The organism is Clostridium sp. YIM B02551 (genome assembly GCF_022324735.1).
In the GTDB taxonomy this organism is placed as follows: domain Bacteria; phylum Bacillota; class Clostridia; order Clostridiales; family Clostridiaceae; genus Clostridium_T; species Clostridium_T paridis.
Window position 1 is genome coordinate 250621 of sequence record NZ_JAKGTF010000001.1, and the last position, 22726, is coordinate 273346.

The 22726-nt window shown below is 31.4% G+C and carries 21 protein-coding genes and 1 other annotated feature; of the genes, 16 read left to right on the forward strand and 5 right to left on the reverse strand.

The features are described 5' to 3' along the window. Window positions 1-48: 48 nt before the first annotated feature. Together L1S47_RS01355 and L1S47_RS01360 are read left to right on the forward strand one after the other, a co-directional pair. A complete protein-coding gene (locus L1S47_RS01355) occupies window positions 49-552 on the forward strand; it encodes a DUF6323 family protein (RefSeq protein WP_238881692.1) in 504 nt (167 codons plus the stop codon). Continuing rightward, on the forward strand, window positions 552-1910 hold the full coding sequence (locus L1S47_RS01360) for a DUF6179 domain-containing protein (RefSeq protein WP_238881693.1): 1359 nt from the start codon (window positions 552-554) through the stop codon (window positions 1908-1910). The genes L1S47_RS01355 and L1S47_RS01360 overlap by 1 nt, the downstream gene beginning before the upstream one ends. Window positions 1911-1951: 41 nt before the next feature. Here L1S47_RS01360 and guaC read toward each other — a convergent pair whose 3' ends face one another. Together guaC and L1S47_RS01370 are read right to left on the reverse strand one after the other, a co-directional pair. Further along, window positions 1952-2935, reverse strand: coding sequence for a GMP reductase (guaC, locus tag L1S47_RS01365; RefSeq protein WP_238881694.1), 984 nt, complete (start codon window positions 2933-2935; stop codon window positions 1952-1954). Between the two features lie 30 nt (window positions 2936-2965). Then, on the reverse strand, window positions 2966-3325 hold the full coding sequence (locus L1S47_RS01370) for a DUF2512 family protein (RefSeq protein ID WP_238881695.1): 360 nt from the start codon (window positions 3323-3325) through the stop codon (window positions 2966-2968). A 146-nt stretch (window positions 3326-3471) separates the two neighbouring features. On the opposite strand from L1S47_RS01370, the gene L1S47_RS01375 reads away from it, so the two are divergent. Genes L1S47_RS01375 through L1S47_RS01390 form a run of 4 tightly spaced genes read left to right on the forward strand, consistent with a single transcriptional unit; the run spans window position 3472 to window position 7050 of the window. Further along, window positions 3472-4284 (forward strand): ABC transporter permease, encoded by an 813-nt coding sequence (locus tag L1S47_RS01375; RefSeq protein ID WP_238881696.1) that lies wholly within the window; start codon window positions 3472-3474, stop codon window positions 4282-4284. A 9-nt stretch (window positions 4285-4293) separates the two neighbouring features. Continuing rightward, on the forward strand, window positions 4294-5268 hold the full coding sequence (locus L1S47_RS01380; protein ID WP_238881697.1) for an ABC transporter ATP-binding protein: 975 nt from the start codon (window positions 4294-4296) through the stop codon (window positions 5266-5268). A 2-nt stretch (window positions 5269-5270) separates the two neighbouring features. After that, a complete protein-coding gene (locus L1S47_RS01385; RefSeq protein ID WP_238881698.1) occupies window positions 5271-6080 on the forward strand; it encodes an ABC transporter permease in 810 nt (269 codons plus the stop codon). A 7-nt stretch (window positions 6081-6087) separates the two neighbouring features. Then, window positions 6088-7050, forward strand: a complete 963-nt coding sequence (locus L1S47_RS01390) for a helix-turn-helix transcriptional regulator (RefSeq protein ID WP_238881699.1) — start codon at window positions 6088-6090, stop codon at window positions 7048-7050. Window positions 7051-7088: 38 nt separating this feature from the next. On the opposite strand, the gene L1S47_RS01395 is transcribed toward L1S47_RS01390, so the two are convergent. The 3 genes from L1S47_RS01395 to L1S47_RS01405 form a co-directional block, all read right to left on the reverse strand. Continuing rightward, the gene (locus L1S47_RS01395; RefSeq protein ID WP_238881700.1) at window positions 7089-8906 is read right to left on the reverse strand and encodes a YCF48-related protein; all 1818 of its coding nucleotides are present in this window, start codon (window positions 8904-8906) and stop codon (window positions 7089-7091) included. 79 nt (window positions 8907-8985) lie between these two features. Then, window positions 8986-10683 carry a YCF48-related protein gene (locus L1S47_RS01400; protein WP_238881701.1) on the reverse strand — a complete coding sequence of 566 codons (1698 nt, stop codon included), beginning with the start codon at window positions 10681-10683 and terminating at the stop codon, window positions 8986-8988. 30 nt (window positions 10684-10713) lie between these two features. After that, a complete protein-coding gene (locus tag L1S47_RS01405; RefSeq protein ID WP_238881702.1) occupies window positions 10714-12414 on the reverse strand; it encodes a YCF48-related protein in 1701 nt (566 codons plus the stop codon). Window positions 12415-12629: 215 nt separating this feature from the next. After that, window positions 12630-12866, forward strand: a binding site (T-box leader). Between the two features lie 51 nt (window positions 12867-12917). On the opposite strand from L1S47_RS01405, the gene gltX reads away from it, so the two are divergent. From gltX to L1S47_RS01450, 10 genes are all read left to right on the forward strand, one after another. Then, entirely contained in the window at window positions 12918-14579 is a 1662-nt protein-coding gene (gene gltX / locus L1S47_RS01410; RefSeq protein WP_238881703.1) for a glutamate--tRNA ligase, read from the forward strand. 115 nt (window positions 14580-14694) lie between these two features. Further along, window positions 14695-15168: a DUF4829 domain-containing protein gene (locus L1S47_RS01415; protein ID WP_238881704.1), complete on the forward strand. Its 474-nt coding sequence runs from the start codon at window positions 14695-14697 to the stop codon at window positions 15166-15168. A 31-nt stretch (window positions 15169-15199) separates the two neighbouring features. Continuing rightward, a complete protein-coding gene (locus L1S47_RS01420; RefSeq protein ID WP_238881705.1) occupies window positions 15200-15454 on the forward strand; it encodes a DUF1653 domain-containing protein in 255 nt (84 codons plus the stop codon). Window positions 15455-15854: 400 nt separating this feature from the next. Continuing rightward, window positions 15855-16127 (forward strand): hypothetical protein, encoded by a 273-nt coding sequence (locus L1S47_RS01425; protein ID WP_238881706.1) that lies wholly within the window; start codon window positions 15855-15857, stop codon window positions 16125-16127. A gap of 185 nt (window positions 16128-16312) precedes the next feature. Next, entirely contained in the window at window positions 16313-18517 is a 2205-nt protein-coding gene (locus L1S47_RS01430) for a P-loop NTPase fold protein (protein WP_238881707.1), read from the forward strand. A 197-nt stretch (window positions 18518-18714) separates the two neighbouring features. Beyond that, window positions 18715-19143, forward strand: coding sequence for a hypothetical protein (locus L1S47_RS01435; RefSeq protein WP_238881708.1), 429 nt, complete (start codon window positions 18715-18717; stop codon window positions 19141-19143). 296 nt (window positions 19144-19439) lie between these two features. Continuing rightward, complete coding sequence (locus tag L1S47_RS01440) at window positions 19440-20042, forward strand: hypothetical protein (protein WP_238881709.1); 603 nt, start codon at window positions 19440-19442, stop codon at window positions 20040-20042. A gap of 476 nt (window positions 20043-20518) precedes the next feature. Continuing rightward, window positions 20519-21643, forward strand: a complete 1125-nt coding sequence (locus L1S47_RS01445) for a hypothetical protein (protein ID WP_238881710.1) — start codon at window positions 20519-20521, stop codon at window positions 21641-21643. Between the two features lie 401 nt (window positions 21644-22044). Further along, entirely contained in the window at window positions 22045-22176 is a 132-nt protein-coding gene (locus L1S47_RS20525) for a hypothetical protein (protein ID WP_275297757.1), read from the forward strand. 95 nt (window positions 22177-22271) lie between these two features. Then, on the forward strand, window positions 22272-22616 hold the full coding sequence (locus L1S47_RS01450; protein WP_238881711.1) for a hypothetical protein: 345 nt from the start codon (window positions 22272-22274) through the stop codon (window positions 22614-22616). Window positions 22617-22726: the final 110 nt, after the last annotated feature.

The following is a 22726-nucleotide window of genomic DNA, read 5'->3' on the forward strand; positions in this document are numbered from 1 at the left end:
CCTAAATATAAATGTCAATAGTTAATTTAAAAATTGGAGGGTTATTTTATGGAGAAACAACTTATGTCTATTTCAGATTCTTTAGTAAACAAACAAACTTTTTTAGAAATTCAGCAATGTAATGAAGAGACTTTAGAATATGGTTTAAAGCTTTCCGATGAAGATATAAAAGTGATTTTAAAAACAAGAAATAATGCATTAAGAAGTAATGGAAGATTTGAATTTGGAGGAGTAATAGTTAAAAAAATTATTTCTGCATTTTGCGAATCTCCGTATATTTCTCAATATAATTATCTTGAAACAATAGATGAGCTTATTGATATTTTCTATTTTTATAAAAATGAAACAATGGATGAAATAAGTGATGATGAACTAATAGATCTAATGAAAAACTATTTTGATAACGAGTGCCAGGGTTCCCTAGAATTACTTAGCGATAGATATTTATATAATGTAGCCCATAATATAAAGTTTGGAGTAAATGATTTTGCTGGTGAAGACGAAATGAAGATTTTGGAGGAATACTTTAGTATGGAAGGTGACGAAGAATAGTGGGGAATTATATTATTGATAAAGATGATTTGCATGAAGATTTACTAGATGATGAACATTATCTTCAATCATTATTACATGTACTTTATACCAAAGAGCTACTAAGTATGAAAGAAATAGAAAATATTCAATCTCAGCTATTTAGCATATTAACAGAAACACTAGGCTATTATACCAGAAATGAGAGTTATTCAGTAAGGGTTGAAGTTGCAGATAAAATTATGTTATCAATTTATTATACAATTGGATTATTCATAAAGAACAATTCCTCAATTAAAGGTAGTAAAACTCTAATTAATGAAAAAGGAATGAAACATTTATTTACAGAAGGAGAGAAGCTTATAAGATTAAAGTACGAAGAATGTAATAGCTTATTAAAACTTATTCAAGAAACAAAACTCAATACAAACAATTATGCGTATAATGACACAATTGATTATGGGCTTCCACTATTTTTTGATGAGTATGATATTAGGTTTGCAAGTCATGAAGCAGCAGGTTCAATAGATTATCCTTTAGCAAATGATGAGATGAAATTAGTAGGAATTGAATATATGGAGGACTATTTAAATAAAATAAATATGGAAAATGAGTTCTGCTCAAACTTTGATATCATAGAAATAGAGGCATTGTTAAAAGGCTTTCATAAAAATTCTTATCATATGCTTATAAATATATTTCAACTTGTTTTAGTTAATTACCTAGGTGTTATACTTATAGGGAAAAAGGAAAAATCACTAGATATAACTAGAAATGATAGGGAATATATTAAAGAATCAGTAAAGCATTTGTCAAAGAATGATTTTATAGAACTTGTTATTGAAGCAAAGGATAAGATAATTAAAGAACTTTCTATTGTAAATAAGAGTTTAATTGATTATATAACAGAATCCATATTAAAGGTGATACCAGAAATAGAAAATGGGCTTAAAACTGATACCTTAGAAAATATATTTATAACACCAGATAAATCCCAAGATGAGGTTATTAGGTATGAAGATGGTGAGAGTGTAGAAAATGATATATTTAAGAGTATAACTGAAGAAATTAGAGATTGTAATATTGTAGAAGATAAAATAAAAATTATAAGAGAGGAATTTCATAGCTTAAAAGATTTAGTAGATGTCTTGGGGGCAGATTGTATTTTTGGTGATGAATTTACTCATGTTTTTGAAGCATTAGATGATTTTGAGATAGCTCTATTACTTAAGAACACACCACAAGGAGAATTTATGGATATTGATTATGGTACAGAGAGTGAAAGAGAATGGCATGAAAAACTTAAGATATACATAGATAGCTTTGATGAGGATAGAAAGATGGAGATAATAAGAATTTCTCAAGGGGTTGAAGCTTAAAACCTATTGCTTGCTACTTTTAGCAAGCAATAGGTTTTTCCTTAATATACTCTATCTCCATTAAAAATTGAGTTCTTAACTATTACATAGTCAACGGTGCGAATTGCCTCTATGTTATTCCCTCCAGCATAAGAAATTGATGATTGAAGATCTTGTTCCATTTCAATTAAGGTATTTTTTAGTGAACCTTTGAATTCAACAAACATTTTTTTGCCTTCAACGTTTTTCCTTTCCCCTTTTTGGAATTCTGAGGCTGAACCAAAATATTCTTTATATAGCTTACCATCCATTTCAATAGTTTCACCTGGAGATTCTTCATGTCCAGCAAATAGTGAACCAATCATTACCATTGATGCGCCGAATCTAATAGATTTAGCTATATCTCCATGTGTACGAATACCTCCATCTGCAATTATTGGTTTGCTAGCTGCTTTCCCACACCATCGTAGAGCTGCTAACTGCCAGCCTCCAGTACCAAAACCAGTCTTAATCTTAGTTATACATACCTTACCAGGTCCAATTCCAACCTTTGTAGCATCAGCACCAGCGTGTTCTAATTCCCTAACAGCCTCAGGAGTACCAACATTTCCTGCGATTAGGAAACTATCGGGTAAAAAGTTTTTAATATGCTGAATCATGCTTATAACTGAATTTGCGTGACCATGAGCTATATCTATGGTAATGTAGTCAGGTAAAAGATTGTCAGCTGCAAGCTTTTTTATAAATTCATATTCGTCATCTTTTACACCAACACTAATTGAAGTTAGTAAACCTCGTGATTTCATATCTTTAATAAAATCTATACGTTTCTCAGGATTAAATCTATGCATAATATAGAAATAACCATTTTCAGCCAAGTAAAGTGCAATCTTCTCATCTATAATAGTCTGCATATTTGCAGGTACAACTGGTAATCTAAAGGTATGTTTTCCTAAAGTTACGCTAGTATCACACTCTAATCGGCTATTTACAATACACTTTGCAGGAATTAATTGAATATCTTCATAATCAAACACATTTTCCATGGATACACCTCTAAATAACATTATATTAATCTAGTATTCTTTATTATTTGGTAAAACATTATTTGCAACATATTTGTGAAAGATCCATTCACCTACACCTATTACAACTGCAGCAATTAACGCATCTGTAATAGATATTCCCTTACCACTCCAAATAAAGTCGAATAAGTAGATTACTACAAGAGATAATACTACATCCGAAATGGTTGCAACGATATTGTTTGAAGCAGGCAATATAATAAGATCTCCCAATATATATGCAATAATTGTTACGGCAGCAGCTATATACAAGGTTTCAGTAAAAGTTAAATTAGTAAGTAGAGAAAGAATAATTTCTAATACAATTGCAACCATAACAAATTTAATAATTAATGCTGTAACATGTTTCATTTTGCTCACCTCCCCTATAAGTAATATAAAATTTATTATTTCTAATAAGTTGACAAATTATTCCTAACAAATTACAATGCTACCGGAATCATAAATATGTAATTTGATTAACTAAAAGGTTAATCAAATTGGGAAGGAAGATGAAAATGAGGGGGAAGGTTTTAGTAGCAACTTTCAAAAGAAATTTTATTGTAATGTTAAGAGCGTATCCAAAAGATTTTTTCATTGGGAATGTATTAACAGGTTTTTACACCGTTATTGGAGCATTATTTATGTATAAGATGCTTTTTAATGGGGTGGTTGGGGAGGATTTTCTCAAATTTGCTGGAACTGGAGATTATATGAGCTATGTTATATTAGGTTCTCTTACGTATATATTTGTGGTAAGGACCTGCCTAAATGTTAGTAGAAGTCTTATTACAGAACTAAGAGAAGGAACTTTGGAGAGTTTAATGATTACTCCATTTAGAAGGGGAGAATATTTTATTGGGAATATGCTTCAGCAAACTGTTGCTACTACCTTTGAAGTAACGGTATCATTGATAATTGCATTGCCCTTTGGTCTTAATTTATCAAATATGAATGTAAAATCTTTTTTATTAATTGTTATCTTGGCCTTATATGGCTTTTTTGGATTATCTATGGTACTTGCGTCAATAATGCTATACACAAGAGATACATATATTTCTCAAAATACTTTATTTGTATCCATGCTTTTGTTATGCGGAATTACTTTTCCAACAGAGTATTTACCTAAGGTAATTAGAAGTATAGGAGAATTAATACCAGTAACAGAGATTTCAAATTTAATAAGAGGAACAGCTATATTAGGTAAGGGCATATTTGAGCAAAGTAATACCATAATTTATGTGTTTATATTAAGTACGGTTTATATAATAATTGGGTTCTTAAGTCTTAAAAGAATTGAATTTATAGCATTAGAAAAAATTCAGGGGTAGGTGTTAAATATGATAGAAGCAAATAATTTGAAAAAGATTTATGAAACAAAAACAAGTAGAGGATTATTTAAAAATGAAAAAATAAGTGTAGAAGCAGTAAATGATGTATCAATAAGAATAAATGAAGGAGAGATTATAGGTCTTTTAGGCATAAATGGAGCAGGAAAAACAACAACTATTAAAATGTTAACTACATTACTTTCACCTACCCATGGCGAATATTTTCTTGATGGAATAGATGCTATCAAAAATCCTAGGGTTATAAAAGGAAAGATTAATATGATAGCTGGTGGAGAAAGGATGATATATTGGAGGCTAACTGCAAATGAAAACCTTTGGTATTATGGACAATTATATGGAATACCAAATGATATCTTAAAAAAGCGAATAGATTACTTACTTAATCTAGTAGGCTTACAAGAAAGCAAGGATAAGAAGGTAGAAGAATTCTCAAAGGGAATGAAACAAAGATTACAAATAGCTAGAGGTCTTATTAATGATCCAAGTTATATTTTTATGGATGAACCAACTTTGGGATTAGATGCCGTAGTATCTAAAGAATTAAGAGAACATGTAAAATTATTGTCAAAGGAAAATAGGAAGGGAATATTATTAACTTCACACTATATGGATGAGGTTGAGGAACTTTCAGATTATATTTATGTCTTAGATAAGGGACAAATAATAAAGCAGGGAACAGTTAAAGAGTTATCTAAGGATGTATTTACAAAGATTGTATATAAATTAACACTTCATAATAATTCTGGTGAATTTAATTCATATATGCTAAATAACCTTATTTTAAAAGACAATACCGTAGAAATAGAGCAGGATGAAAATTCTTATAAAATTATTAGTTCAAAGAATTTAAGTCTAGATATATCTAAAATTTGTTCTAGCAAGGGAGCAATTATAAAAGAATTTTACGAGATAGTACCAAGACTTGAGGATACTATAATTAAGCTTTCAAAGAAAGGGGCATAGCTATGAGGCAGTTTTTTAAAGTTGTTATTGGAGAAATGAAAAAGCAGCATCTTAATTATTTTCATAGCAAACTAATATATATTTCATTATTTATATGGCCAATCTTAAGTTTTATTACTTCATATTATAGCTTTAAGCCCTTTAAGATAAATAATAGCAATATTAATTACTTAAATGAGCAAAATGTGGTAGTATTTATAGTATTAGGATATATGACTATGAGCCTGTTTAGAAGCCTAGTGCAATCTGCTTGGAATTTTTCTTTTGAGAGGATGAGTGGTACCTTAGAGCTTATTTATTTATCCCCAGCCACAAGACAAGGAGTCATTTTAGGAAATGCATTATCTTCATTATTTGAGAGCGTTATATTTATGGTGATATTTACCTTAGGTGTTCTAATATTTAAAAGAGAAGTATTGAATATTAATTATCTTTCCTTAATGGTGGTTTTTATAATAACTTTAACAATGGCTGTTATCTGGGGTATGCTTTTAAATTCTTTGTTTTTATTCTCAAGGGATTCTGGATTTTTGTTTACAATTTTAGAAGAACCTATGGAGATATTTTCTGGAGTAAAGGTGCCAACATCAGTATTTCCATTTTGGGCAAAAGGAATAAGCTTATTTTTCCCTTTAACTTATGCAATTGAAGCTGTTAGAAGCGTTATATTAAAAGGAAGTTCATTAAGTGGGATAACAAACTTTATTATTATTGGAGTAAGTATAGTAGCTTTATTATACTTTGCTTGCATAAAGATAATAAAAATAGTGGAGGTTCACAGCAGAAAAACAGGTAATTTCACTTATTTTTAGAGGTAATATGAAGATAGATGTAATTTATGAAAAAGGAATATTATGTAAATTTAAGTATTCACCGCTTTATGAAATGTTTTGTGCAATGCATGTTTTATCATCTCCAGACCATCATTTACATAGAAAGCAGTGGGTGCAAAAAGTTCAAGAAAAGATAGATAATAAGTTTTTAGAAGAAGTTGTAAAATGTGGAGAGCTTACAAATCAATATTGTATAGTGATGGATTTTTGCAATTGTTTTGAGGAGTGCAATGATTTAAGTATATTGAGCTCTATAGAATTCCTATCAAATGTCACAATTTATAAGATAAATAAGATATTCAAAGAGTATGATAAAAGAATTACACAAAGAGAATATTTATCATTTTTAGAACTATTAAAAAGATTTTATATTGAGATATTTCAAGAAGAACTTAAATATATAGAACCTATAATTACAAGAGTTCTCAAAAAACAAGCAGCATTAGGACGGGAAAAGGGAATATTTTATATAGTTGACACTATACATGAAAGAATACAGCTTAATGATGAGAAGATTAAGTTCATTAAAAATAAGGAATATGTAGTAAGTAGAGAAAAGCTTAAATGCATAACTATAAATTCCTCTACATTTGTAAGTCCTCACCTTATGCTTGGAATAATAGGTGATAATTTATATTTAACACACTTAATTGACTTAGGTTCAATTGAAAAGGAAAGTCCGTTAGATCTGGAAAGAACACTTAAGGCACTAGGAGATAGTACTAGACTTAAAATTCTAAAGGAGATATCTAAAAGAGGAAAAAGTACTCAAGAACTAAGTGGAATTTTAAATATCTCAGAGGCTGCAGTTTCGAAGGCATTAAAAATCATGCATGAAGGCAATCTAGTAATTAAAGAAAGAAGAGGAAATTATATTATTTATTCTATAAACTCTACTGAAATAGATTATATTCCATATAAAATATATGAGTATATAATGATGACATAAGGACGTATAGTCTGCCACTTGTGGCAAACAATACGTCCTTAATCATATTCTATTAAGTTAATTCCACGACTAGGTTCCATAGCAGCTAAAGGAAGAGATGGCGCAGGTGGAATTATCTTTGGAAGTGACTTAATAATGTTTCCTTCGGCACCAACTATAATATAATCATCATTAAAAGAAGATAAGTTATAAAGGCTTGCACCTATAATGGATTCTTTTTCATTCCAAGTAGCACCATTATTTTCTGAAGTGACAATTAATCCATCATTTCCTAGAACTACAAAGCTATTACCAACATAGGAAACACGGTTGAATGAAGTATAAGAATTTGGATTTAGTGATATACTCCAAGTGATTCCAAAGTCTTTAGAAATAGCTATAGCACCACCGGTATTAGATCCATTAGTATTAGTGACGGCAACAAAAGTCCCATTATAGTAGTAGACACTTGAGAATGGATATGCGGTAGTTAAATTAACAGAAAGTGTCCAAGAACTACCATTAGTTGAAGTATAAATGTTTCCAAGATTAGAGACAGCAACAAAGGTGCCATTTCCAAAGGCAACTCCAGTTAAAGATTGATTGCCTGTAGGTGTAAAGGATGATTGTATAATACCTTGATTATTAAAAACATACATTGAACCACTTGGATTATTGGTAACCCCAACAAAATTATTATTTCCACAACATATACTGGAAAAATTATTTGTGATACCAGAAGATATAGTTGTCCAGGTATCACCATTATTTGTAGAAATAAGTACTGTACCTGTATTGCCAACAACCAAAAGAGTACCATTTCCGAAAGCAATTCCATTTAGCTTAGTAGAAACATGAGAAGAAAGGATGCTCCAACTTTTTCCGCCATTAAGTGAACGTATAATTGTTCCATTGTCGCCTACAGCAAGATAAGTGTCTTTATTTAACATAACACTTGAGTAGAGAGAAGAAAAGAATTTAGTGGCTATTGGAGTCCAATTAGTACCGTTAGGATTAGTGTTAGTGAATATTGCTCCATTGCTTCCAACAGTTATAAAAGTATCTTGGTAAAAAGTAATACCATAAAGAGAATTACTTAAATTGTAATTTTGAGTTTGATTAGTCCAAGTAGCACTAGGATCAGTAGCAGTAACAACTGAGCCAGTATCACATACTGCGGTAAAGGTATTATTACCATAGAATACTCCGTTAATTGCTTTTGATAAGGTAGGAGCAATGGAAATTCTTGTCCAGGAGCCTCCATTATTAGTAGAAATGTATATAAGTGCATTTAAACCAACTGTAACAAAAGTATTATTACCAAAAGTAATTCCTAAAAAGGTGCCTGAAGGAGAGCCGGAGATGGGTCTTAATGACCAATACTTGCCATTTCCATTAGAAGATATAATTATACTATTTCCAACTGCTATAAAGGTATTATTACCAAAGGTAATACCATTAAGTTTTGCAGAAGTTATACTAGGTTTAGGGATTCTAATAATTCCTTGAATATTATCAAAACAAATTATTGTTAAGTTATCACCTACCGCAATAAAAATACCATTTCCGAAACAAACTCCATTTAAATTATTTGTAGTTTTAGAAGGAAGGTTGGACCAACTTATACCATCGTAGGAAATTAGAATTATTCCATTTGTACCAACAGCTATATAGACGTTATTTCCAAATGCAACTGAATAAAGTGTCTCTAGGGTGCCAGAATTCTGAGAAGTCCAAGTAGCTCCTTTATCCTTAGATGTTATTATAGTTCCATTTATACCAACTGCAACTAGCATATTATTACCTGAAGTAACAGCTCTAAGAGTATTGCCTTGAGGTATAGGATTACTCCAACCCCAATTATCTAAAAATGCCATGAAAAAACACTTCCTAATAAATATACTGACTTAATATAATACGTCTATTAATAGGAAGTGTGTGTGTTATAATTTTAAATTAAGTATTTTGACATTGAATAATGGTACCACAGTCGCCAGTAGCTAATGCAAAGTTGTTTGTTGAAATAATACTATGTAAGTCATTATATGTCCAAGATATTTGTGCTTCCCATGTAATTCCATCTGATGAAGTAGCTATTAAACCATCATCTCCAACAGCAATAAAGAGATTGCCACCATAAAATACACTATTGTAGTATCCAGAAGCTTCTATTTGCCTTTTGCTCCATGTTATCCCATCAGAAGATGTAAATACATCTGAACCATTACCTATTGCTAGAAAAATATAATTTCCATATGTAATATCTTCAATTATAGAACCAGTTCCAGACTCTCTTTTTACCCAAGTAGTTCCATCTTGTGATGTAACTATAGTGCCACCATCACCAACAGCAACAAAGGTATTATTACCATAGGTAACTCCATTAAGAGATGAATTTATATCAAATGTTTGCTTGGTCCAATTAGTTCCATCAGAGGTATATATAACCCTATCTCCAATAGCAACAAAAGTATTAATTCCATTAAAGCAAATCTTATTAAAAGAATTATTTGATGGTGATAAAGTAGTCCAGGTTTCTCCTATATTATTTGAAACTAATATAGGACCAGGTTCACCTACCGCTATAAGTTTGCCATTTCCATATGCTACACTTGTGAGTGTATGGGAAACTCCAGCAATTTTTTCAATCCAGGTAATTCCATTATCAGTTGAAGTAAAAATACCTCCATCGCTACCAACTACAATTAATGTGTTATTTGCAGCTAAAGTACTTCCTAAAAATCTATTCCATATGTTGGAGGTTTTAACTGACCAACTTTCTCCGTAGTCGTTAGAAAGTAAAACAACTCCACAATCGCCAATAACTATAAAAGTATTATATGATGAAGTAATTCCATAAAAATTAAGAGTTGAAGTTTGACCTACATCCTTCCAAGTAACACCATTATCTGAAGAGGTTATAATGCAGTCATTTTCACCAATAGCCATAAATGTATTGTTACTATAAGCAATTCCTAGAAGATCCTCAGTGAAAGGGGTGCGTCTTGCTGACCAAGTCTTACCATTATTTTTAGAGATACAGATTGTTCCATTCTCTGCTGTTGCAACAAAAATATTATTACCAAAGGTAATTCCCAAAAGAGAATCTTCTATTCCAATGCACGCTTCAGACCAATTTACACCATCACTTGAAGTGGTTATTCCACCATATTGCCCAACAGCAATAAAGGTGTTATTACCAAAAGAAATTCCATATAGTGGATAAGATAATTCAATTACATTCCAGGTTTCTCCATAATCATTTGAAGTTAAAATTACAAATTCACCAATTGCAACGAATTTATTATTACCATAAGTAATTCCCCAAAGACGACATTCAGTACCAGAGGATTTCTGAGTCCAAGTTGCCCCGTTATCTATAGAAATAAAAATTGCTCCTTGTTCACCTACAGCTACAAAAGTATTATTACCATAAGCAATGCTTCTAAATGAAGTGTAGCTATTTGAAGTTCTTTTGGACCAGGTTTGACCCATATCAGTAGTAGTAAGTATAGTGTCTAAGAAACCAACAGCTATAAGTGTATTATTGTCTGTAGCAACAGCTGTCAATAAATTGCCTTGAGGAAGAGGATTTCTCCATTCCCATACTTGATTTAAATTTGTCTTAACTTCTTTATCTAACAACAATTCCATATAAATCATCTCCTAGTAGCATTATAAAGGTTACGTATTCTGACATTGAATAATAGTACCACCTTCTCCGGTAGCAAAGAAGGAATTGTTATTGGCCATGATACTGAATAAATTATTATAAGTAGGAGAATTTAATGGTTCCCAGTTAGTTCCATTAGGTGAAGTAACCATTATTCCTTCATAACCGATTGCAATAAATACGTTGTTATCATAGATAATTCTTGTAAAGTTACCTTGGGTAACAGGGCTTATTATATTCCATGTTACAGCGTCTGAAGATATGTAAAACTCTCCTAAGTAGCCAACAGCAACAAACATGCCATTTCCATAAGTTATATCCATAATTGAATTTTGAGTTTCAAAGTTTGCTTTTGTCCAAGTTGTAAGGTCTGTAGAAGTAAGAAGGGTACCATCTTCTCCAACTACAACATAGGTTCCATTTCCATAAGTAATTCCAAGGAGATATGCAGTGCTTCCAGAAGTTTTCTGAAGCCAATTAGTACCGTTTGATGTATAGATAAGACCATTAATTCCAACCGCGATAAAAGTATCATTTCCGTTGAAAAATATTTTACTTAAGTAATCACGAGAAGGAGCTAGTGTCGACCAAGTTCCACCATTATTATTAGAAACTAAAATAGGTCCAGGATCACCAACGGCGATAAGTTTACCATTACCATAAGCTACACTGGTAAGAGTGTGAGATACTCCAGAAATGCGTTCAATCCAAGTAAGGCCGCCATCACCTGAGGAAAAAATCCCTCCAGTTTCACCAACTACAATTATGGTGTTATTAGCACAAATAGCACTACCTAAAAACTGATTCCATATATTACTAGTTTTTAGTGACCAGCTTTCTCCATAATCATTAGTTGTAAATATTGCCCCACAGCTACCAACAATAACAAAAGTATTATAGGATGAAGCGACACCATAAAAGCTAATAGGAGATTCAGGAGCGACATCTTTCCAAGTAACTCCAATGTCTGTGGAAGTAATAACACAATTATCTTCTCCCACGGCCATTAAGGTATTTTGAGTATAACTAATTCCTAGAAGATCAGTAATAAAAGCTGAACGTTTTGCAGACCAAGTTTTGCCGTTATTCTTTGAAGTGCATACAATACCTTCTTGGCCAACAGCAACAAAGACATTGTTCCCAAAGGTAATTGAATATAGAGCATTGCCTGTAACATCAGATGACATTGACCAATCTATGCCTTCTTTTGATATACCAATTAATCCATAATCTCCAACTGTAATAAATGTATTATTACCAAAAGTAATTCCATAAAAAGATGCTTGAACTGCAATCTGAGTCCAAGTTGCACCATAATCGGTTGAAGCTATAATAACTCCATCACCAACAGCAACAAAAGTATCATTACCAAAAGTAATGTCATACAGACAACTATCAGTACCAGAAGTTCTTTGTGTCCAAGTAGCACCGCTATCTGTAGAAGTGAAAACTACACCTGCTTCTCCTACAGCAACAAAAGTGTTATTTGAATAAGTAATCTTTCTAAAAGAAGCGCAAGTCCCAGTTTCCCTTTGAGTCCAGGTTTGCCCAAAATCAGTGGAAGTAAGAATAGTGTCAAAGAATCCTACTACTACAAGCGTAGTATCATCTGTTGCTGAAGATAATAGTACATTACCTTGAGGAAGCGGATTTCTCCATTCCCATTGACTTAGTGTTCTAACATCATTTACATCCTGTTGTAGTAACTCCATTTTAATCACTTCCTAATATTATTTTTGAATTTAACTAACAAAAATAGTGTTTGTTTATAGTCTTTTATTATTCACTTATCATTAGTAGAAAGTGAATATAAAATACTCTAGCTTTAGATTATTTGAAATAATAATCAAAATTTCTTTACAATCATTTCTTCAAACTGTATAATTGTTTTGTATTTGGTAAATATTAATTTAAAATTATATATTTAATAAGTGCAGTGAAAAAGAAGAGTAAATAGAAATTTAAATCTTAGAGATCTAGGGATGGTGAAATCCTAGAATTTAAATCTATTGAAGGAAGCTTTGGAGCAATAAATAGAAAGTCTAGTAGGACGTAGTATATTTATGGGGTTATTCCCTTAAAGATTATTAAGTGGATTGAAGTATTACATTAATATTTTAATCAATTTAGGTGGTAACGCGGAAGTTAGTCTTTCGTCCTAAGGTTTTTAGGATGAAGGCTTTTTTTATTTTAAGTTTTAAAGGAGATGTAGATAATGAGTTTTGAAAAATTAGCAGATATGATATTCCCAGAAGTTAATCATTCAACAGAATATTATATTGAAAAATATCCAAAAAGAAATCTAAAAGAAGGTGCTAGAGTAACAAGATACGCACCAAGTCCAACTGGTTTTCAACATATTGGTGGAGTGTTTGCTGCATTAATCAATGAAAGATTAGCAAGTCAATCAGAAGGTGTATTTTATTTAAGAATAGAAGATACTGATCAAAAGAGAGAAGTTGAAGGCGCTATTGATGATACTATAGCAACAATGCACAACTTTGGAATGGACTTTAATGAAGGAATGACTGGCCAAGAAACTTATAAAGGAGAATATGGTCCTTATAGACAAAGTCAAAGAGCTGAAATATACAATGCTTTTGCTAAAGACTTACTTAAAAAGGGGTTAGCTTATCCATGTTTCTGCACACCAGAAGAATTAGCTGAACTTAGAGAAAAACAAGTAGCTAATAAAATAACTCCAGGTTATTATGGTGAATATGCTAAGTTTAGAAATATAACTGAGGAAGAAGCAATTAAGAGAATTGAAAATGGAGAGAAATATATAATAAGATTAAAGTCTCCAGGAAATCCAGATAATAGAGTTGAATTCCATGATTTAATTAAAGGGGATATATCTTTCCCAGAAAATAATCAAGATATAGTACTTATTAAGGGTGATGGACTTCCTACATATCACTTTGCTCATGCAATAGATGATTTCTTAATGAGAACTACAGATGTAATAAGAGGAGAAGAGTGGTTATCATCTCTTCCAATACATGTTCAATTATTTGAAGTATTAGGTTTTGAAGCTCCAAGATATGCTCATATACCAACTATTATGAAGCAAGATGGTGGATCAAAGAGAAAGCTTTCAAAGAGAAAAGATGCAGAAGCGGCTGTTTCATATTATAAAGAAGTTGGTTATCCAACAGTAACTGTAATTGAGTATTTATTAAATATCATAAATTCAACCTTTGAGGATTGGAGAGCAGAAAATCCTACAACTGATTATCATGAATTCGAGATTCATCTAGAAAAAATGAGTAAAAGTGGAGCATTATTTGATTTAGTTAAATTAAATGATGTATCTAAGGATCGCATTGCAGCTATGAAAGCTAATGATGTTTATGAAATTTATACTGCTTGGGCTAAAGAGTTTGATAGTGAAATGTATAAGTTGGTTACAGAAAATGAAGCTATGGCTAAAGAGATATTTAATATAGATAAAGAAGGTCCAAAGCCAAGAAAAGACTATGCAAAATGGGATGAAGTTAAAGAAAAAGTATTCTATTTCTTTGATGAATTATTTGACAAAGAAACAGCAGAACAAATTGAAATGCCAAAAGGACTTTCACTTGAAGCAGCTAAGGCTGTAATTGAAGTTTATAAAAATGAATTTAACTTTAATGCAGGAAGCCAAGAAGCTTGGTTTGAAGATTTAAAAGAAATTGGAACAAGACTTGGATACTGTGCAAATAGAAAAGAATTTAAAGCAAATCCAGACCAATATAAAGGAATGATATCTGATGTGGCTGGAGCTGTTAGAATTGCATTATCACATAGAACTAACACACCTGATCTTTACACTATAATGCAAATAATGGGTGAAGAAAAAACTAGATCAAGATTTGAAAAATTCTTAAACATATAAAAAAAGAGGACTTCGCAATTATTTTTGTGGAGTCCTTTAATATTTAGATGTATTTAAGTAAAATTAAATGTTATAATTTGGATATATGAGAGTTTTGTATAATTGGGGTGAATGAATGAAGAAAAGGGTATTTGCAATAGCTTTATTTTTGGTGATTGTTATTGGAGGGTATTATGTAGTCCAAGGACTAACTTCAAATTCTAATAAGAAATCATTAGATCCAAAACAAGTGGTAGAAAATTATTTTAAATATAGAAATGAAAAAAATAAAAAAGAAATACTTAAAACTTTAACAAAATGGCACGATGCTCCTAATACTGTTTGGAATTTTGAAAATTTATATAGTATAAAGATAGAAGATATTAAAGAGGAAAACAGTGAAAATGTGCGAAAAGGGTATTTGCAAAATGGAAGAGGAAGTGTAAATAATACTACTGAAAATAACCTAAAGGTATATAAGGTTAAGTATGAAGTGAAATATCTTAAAGATGGTGTAGGGCCACAAGATAGTGGGGTATATGATTGGTGGTTTTTTGTAATCAGGGAAAATGAAAATTCCCCATGGCTTATTGATGATATGGGTGAATAAGTAACTTGTACAATAGAAGGGAGAAATAAACATGCAAGACATAAACTTAATGGATTATAAAGGAACTATATTTAGACATTTTAAAGGAGATTTGTACTTATTAATAGATATAGCAGTGCATTCAGAAACTCGAGAGGAACTAGTTATTTATAAAGCATTATATGGAGATTGTGGAGTGTATGCAAGACCAATAGATATGTTTTTAAGTGAAGTTGATAAAGAAAAATATCCAAACATAGGGCAAAGATTTAGGTTTGAGCCAGTGGTTATTAAAAGTGTGAAGTAGAGCAGTATATAATTTCATATTAAACTAATACGATTAAAAAGTTAAAACGGGAGTAATATAAATCCCACGTTGTAAGAATTAGAAACTATTTGGCTCAAAGCATTACAAATAGATTAAGAGAATTTCTTGAATGTAAGTTGGTATTAAGTATCTAGACAGGACAAAGAATTAAAAGTATATAATGAGTATAAATTATGTTTCTATTTATACGAATATAATTGTTAAAAATAAACCCTCAGTTTACTGAGGGTTTATTTTTAACAATTTTACTAGATAATATACAAGCCTTTTGTAAATATGTGTACTAAGTGGATATTTAATGTTGAAGAGTAGTAGGCAAAGTTATACAATTATGGTAACAATGTTGTTCATATCTTTATCTTTATTAGGAGGTATAACCATGCCAACAGTAAATGAATTATTAGATATAGCAAGGATTGAGTTAGAAAATATATTCTTAAATGTGGACAAGCTATTTATAGAAGCAAAATTAAAAGAATTCTCAACTTATGTAAACAAATCACTGAATGATAAGATTTCAATATTTAAGTACAAAAGCAGTCATCTTATTGATATAAAAAAGGAATATGAAAAGTTAAATAATCCTCATGTGTCCGTAGCTGTACAATGGTATAGAAATAGAGGTTGTGACTTCGAACTAATAATTAATTAATTATTAAATTACGAAGGATTGGAACCTAGGACAAGCTATAAGGTAACTGTCGAGCAAATTGATGGGTCTTTTGTGTATGGAAATAATATATTTGTTGGAGGCAAAATGGCATAATAATGAAATGCCAGCCTCAAATCGGTCAAACTAATAGTTTTTCTATAACTATGTAAATAGGAGGAAATAATGTGTTTAATACAGATAAGCCGATAAATAAAATAAGTGAAGACAAGCTTGGACGGAGTTCATTTGCCAAACAACTCGCAAATGCAATAATGCAATTTAAGACAAAAGATAATTATGCAATCTCACTGCAAGGAAAATGGGGTTGCGGAAAGACTTCCGTTATAAATATGGCAGTTGAAGAAATCAGACAATTATCTGAAGTAGTAGATAATAGTAAAAAAATAATTATTGTACAATTTGATCCTTGGAACTTTACTGATACCAATCAATTGATAAATCAATTTTTCCTAACTCTCTCTAATTCTTTGAAGTTTAATAATAAAGAGCAGAAAATGCAAAATGTAGGTTCTGCAATTGAAAAGTATTCGTCCGCTTTAGAGTATTCAGAGTATATACCTATAGTAGGACCATACTTAAAACAATTGCCTAAACTGGCTGCGATTATAGGTAAGTCAATGAAGGATAAGGCGAAGTCGAAAGAAAATGATGTTTCTTATAGAAGAAACGAAGTAGAACAAGCATTAAGAGAGTTAGATACCAGAATTTTAGTAGTGATTGATGATATTGACAGACTTTCGAATGAACAAATTCAACTTATTTTTCAATTGGTAAATGCTGTTGCTGGTTTTCCAAACATAACATATTTGCTTTCATTTGATAAAGATATTGTGGTGCGTGCATTAAGCAATGTCCAACATTGTGATGGAGATGAATATCTGGAAAAAATAATTCAGGTTCCGTTTGATGTGCCACAATTAAGTATTAAAAGGCTTCATGATATTCTATTTGAAAAGCTCGATGATTTAGTTGAAGTTCATGGTGGCATTGAATTTGATTCAGCACGCTGGTCAAAAGTTTTTAATTCTTGCATCAGTCCATTTATAAACACATTGCGTGATATTAATAGATTTTGTAATACTTTAGCGTTTATGTATTCGACAGTAAAGGAAGAAGTGGACTTTATTGATATGGCGGGAATATGTTCCTTACGAGTATTTGCTTCTTCGATTTTTGAATGGATTAGAGAAAATAAATTTTCGCTTGTTGGAGGTTATAATGGTAGAGGTATTTCTCTTAATGATGTAAAGAAAAAAGAGGCGGAAACGTTACAACGGTTTCGAGATATTTATCCCCAAAATCCTCAAGTCATGCTAAAGGCTGTTGCTAGTCTATTTCCTATGTTCTCTAATGAAATTTCATTTTCAAGTTCTTTTCAAACACCTGCAGAAATTCATCAAGCAATGAGAATAGCTTCTGAGAGTAAATTCGATTTGTATTTTTCACTTTCTTTAGACAATATAAAAATCAGTAGAAATGAAATTGATGATTCTTTATTGCACATGAAAGAAGATGAGTTGAGGTCATATATTGAAGTGATTAATGAACGCGACCTGTTTTATGCTTATTTAAATGAAATTCAATATAATTTGTCAAGGATTCCTGAAGAAAGAATTGAGCTCATTTTGAGTGTGTTAGTATTTAAAAGTGGAAGAATTGCAGAGAAAAAGAAGCAGTTGATAGGTGCTGATTTAACAAAAATTAGTGTTTATACGATTTCGGATTTACTCTTTAGAATAAGTGACGAAAACATACGTTTTAATATTATAGCAAATATGTTTTCCAACTCAGACTTCTTATCATTTCAGTTTTTATTACATCTTCTACATATAATTGAGCTGACTTATGGGAGAGTTGCTGAAACATCTAGTGCGCAAGAACCAAAACTTATTAGTCTAGATAATTTGTACAAGATTGAAGCAATATTTTTAGAAAGGACAAAAAGTTTTGTAGCGAATAGAAATTTATTTGATTGGAAAGAACTGCGAAGAGTTTCGTTTCTTTGGGAGTTTATAGAGAAAGAAACATATTCAGAGTATATAAAAACTGCGATAACAAATGAACTCAATGCTATTAAATTTTTGGCATTACATGTAACTTCTTGGTCGTCTGACGGGGAAGTATGTGATTATGAACTTCGAGATGATTCTTACACGAAATTTATCAGTACTTCGGAGTTTATAAAAGTAATTGAAAGAGTGCGAATAACCAAAGATTTTTGGACTCTAGATGAAAAAATTATTGAATCAACCGTTGCTTTTGTCTTAGCGACAGAGCTTCCTAATGTAAAAAAAACAATTGAAATTAATGATGTTAAGAAAAGAATTGGAGAATGGAAAAATGAGTTACCAGCGCAAGCCAATTCTTGAGTAAAGAACTATTTGCTGATAAAAAATGAAGACATAAAAGACAAAATTTAAAAGATATTTTAGAGTTGACCATCATGTTAATAACACGATTCAGATAAGTTCCAATTTAAGGTTGAGTATTATAAATAGTAAATTATTGATTATTAATAAAATGGACGAACTTAGAATTTGTCTTTGAAAGGAGATAGTTATTAACTATGGATAAACAAGTAAATGATATGAATGTTCTTGAATTTGGGTGCTCAATAAGTATGCTTTCTATTGATACCCCAATTTCTATTGAGTTCGATAAGAATTATGGACAAAAAGAAAAAAGATGGTGGGCTTGTCAACGTGAACATCTAACCATTTGGTGTCTTCATCAAGCAACACCAGGGATTCCAGGGTTTGAACATGAACCCAATAATAGTGCAAGAGTTATGTATAATAAGTTTGGACGTCCAGAAACACTACTTTGGTTAGCAGAATCACTTGGCGAAGATGAAGAAGTTCTATTAGAGATTGTAAATGAAATTAAGAATATCAAAAATTGTAGAAGGGCATGCGCTGAACTCAGAAAAAAAATTTCATTTGATAGAATTTTAGAATTAATTAAAAGGTATAATCAAGGAAACTCAGCAAACTAGTTGATTTTATAAATTTGAAATTAGGGTTAAGATATAAATGGTAATTTGTTTATGTGAAACTAGATGAAGGGATGGGAAAATAGATGATTATGACTAATATGATTTACGATATTCGCACAACTGAATATGCTCAACAGACATTAACCAATCTCACTGGCATACCAATCTCAGTGTGGAAGCAATATCTTAGTCACGAGCGCGAATATGAATATACGGATTATCTTGTGGCAGATGTGATCAACTCTCATGGATATCTTCCACGTAGCTACAGAGATTTCGAATTTGTCTACTTTCATGTGACGACAAGTGCTAATGGATGTGCATCTTTTCGTAAACATGGAATATTAGATTTAAAACAATCTTATTCGTGCCATGACTCTGAGCTGAGAGCGTTCTTGGAAAAACGCGATATCAATATCAATTTAGATGAGAGAATACTGATATATCGGGAACAAGAATTCGATATTACTTTCGGAGCTTGCCCAAGACAAAACACAGAGGCTTATAAATGTTGGTCCATTGGGAGAAAATTTTACTTCGATTACACTATATGTGGGTTCTTATCAGTGTGGGAACGAAGCTCTTATGGTGGACAAGTTCATCATCGACCAGAAATTTTAATGGACATCGACGATCTTCTAGGATTGAATTTGTCCCGAGAGTGGATGTCTACGCATGATTCTTATGAGATAGTGGCCAAGGTAAGTGGTGAAAAAGTTATATATGATAGTGATGATGATCAAAGCGATGAGGATAAGGTTCTGAATTATTTAACAAAGGCATATTTGACTGCCTTTAGTGAACCGAGTGAAAATATACTTTTGATTAAAAATCATATACAGATACCACCTATGGATATTCTTGAAATAAAGCCAATGGAGCATTGGAAAGATTGTTGATGTTTTATGTATTGAAGCCTAATACTTTCGAGGAATTAGAAATAAATCAATAAATTTCAATTTGTGTAGGTGAATACATTGAAATAGGTAGGATAGAAATGATAATGTTATAGAAATCTATTATACGTATAAGGAATTAAGAAATGCAAAGAACAGGATAGGTTTAAAAGCCTATCTTATTTTTTGAGAAAAATATAATCAATATTTGAAATGGTTATATTGTAAGGGGAGAAATGTTTGCCTTACGGTGCGGTGAACCGTACCATAAGTAACGGCGTTTTTTTGTGGAAGCTTGTATTTACAAGGTGTAGAAAGTGGTTTGATAAATAAAGTCTACGCCAAAAGCAAGCAAGGACCATCCCGCTTGCCATGTTGCAAATGTTCTTTTTTTATGTCACTAATTATTGGAAATGCATGGAATTAGTGATACAATTTGTATAAGAATACTTATGAAATGTGTCGAGGGGGTTGGAATAGTGATTAGCAAATCAACAGAAAAATTATTGATAGAAATGTATAAGCATGAAGATAACGTAGCGGATTATATTAGTGGTCTACTTAAAAATGCGGATATAAAAGAAGATTCAAGACTAAGAAGCAGACTAAAAGAGCTTAGGGAAGATGGCATGATAGATATATTTTGGGCAGATGATATGCCATACATTGCAAACTTAACTCATGTTGCTGAAGATTACATAGAGGAGAATGAGCTCATTATCAAGGAATTCAATTCGGAAATACTACTTAGACTATTAAATGAAATAAAGGTAAAATATGATTTTGCCAATGTCTTAATGTACTTGGTACAGAGTTGCGGTCGTTCTCAAATTGGTTGGAGACAGGCTGATGAGTATGAATGGGATGTGAAACTAGAAGCAAATGATATGCTTAAGGTAAAGACTGCATCAAGAGAGCTAGGGGAAAAGATGAAGGAATACGGTTATGTTCTGGTTGAATCTAATGATGACGATTCAACACATAGATATAAGTTGTATTTGAAGTTTAAGCATAAATCTTTTGCTCCAAAACCTGATGAGCCACTTAGATTTAACCCAGAGCTCAATTTCAAGATTTTCTTTGATGATTTTATGAGATCTTGTCTTGAGTTACAGGCTAATAAACCAGCAATAGAAGGTTCAGAGGATGACAAAACCGTTTTTATTAGAAGTCAATTAACTGCGAGGAAATATGATGCTCTTGACCAAACTTTTAGAGGGCAATCTGCTAGCGGTATTCAATCTGGTGAAGTTGATTTGTTGATTTTAAATAATGATAAATCACCCTTCTGCATTATCGAGGCACTTTGCTTAAGTTCGATAGATAAAACTAGTATTGATTTGCACATCAACAAGATTACTAAGTATGATGCTAATGGCATGAGATGGAATATTGTATTGAGCTATGTTACAACCTCTGATTTTCAAGCTTTTACGAAGAGGTATATTGACTATGTAAAAGATGCAAAATTTGATTATCCTATATCGAATATGAGAGAGATTTCAAAAACTCAGTTCAGTGAAGTGAGATTTTTTTCATCAACTTTTGAGAGAAGTGGTATGGACAGAGATTTGATGCATGTGCTTCTTAAAATGCCAAATTAATAGAATGACAAGGGCATGGGTATATCGATACAATTAATTTCATGGCATAATGTGCATTTTCCCAAGTTATGTATTACTGATAAAAATCGCCATTATGATAGTTACGGAGAGTCGTATCATAAGTAAATGCGATATGTAGAAACAAGTGTTTTCAGCGGAAAGGAGAAACACTTTAGGCGCAGAATTCCCACTTTTTGCGTTAGATTTCATTCATTCCTCATTTGCTGAAAAGTTAGATTACGGTGCCAGACTCGTAGGTTATTAGGCTAATATAGCTTTTCATGAATATAATCTTATAACCCTTACACCTAATACTAACTATTCTCATTTTTATAGATAGTATAAATTGTATAAATATAGTGTCAGTATGGAATATAAATGGATGAAAAGGAGCTGTTCTGATGATTGAGAAAGCTATTGAATTAGATGAAGTGTCAAAAATGATTGTTGATCACTTAGGAAAGAATTATTGGAGTAAAATATGGGATAACCTTATAGAAAATCCAGCATTAAAAAAAGTATACCAGCTTTAATTATTAATCCTGAACAGATTATAGTATATTATGATAAACATCACGTAGCAGTAGAGTATATTAGACCTACAGAAAGAGCTAACCTTTCTGATTCAGTGGAATTAAAAGTAACAACATTTAACTTTCCAGATGCTGAACATATAATTGATGAGATTATAGGCTTTAAGTATGATGGAACATCAGGAATTCGTTTACCAGTTGAAGGAATATGTAGCCAATTATATATACCTACTCTTGAAGCAGTAAATTTGCTAAGTGTAAATAATTGGAATTATATGGATGAGACTATGATGTATTCTATTAATAGTAAGGGTATTGAAATATTAAGGGATAGCACAGCAACCCTTGTTAACTGTTTTTTCTACGGCACTGATGAAAATGGACTCCTTACAAGACTTATTAAATGGATGGAGATATTCCCCATTAAAAAAATAGAATAGATGATGAGACAGATGATATTGAAGTAACATTTTGGGCTGATGAAGAAGAAAACGCAAGAAGAATTGCGCACTGTCAATATCCTAGTGCAAAAGGATTTCAGTATGAGAAA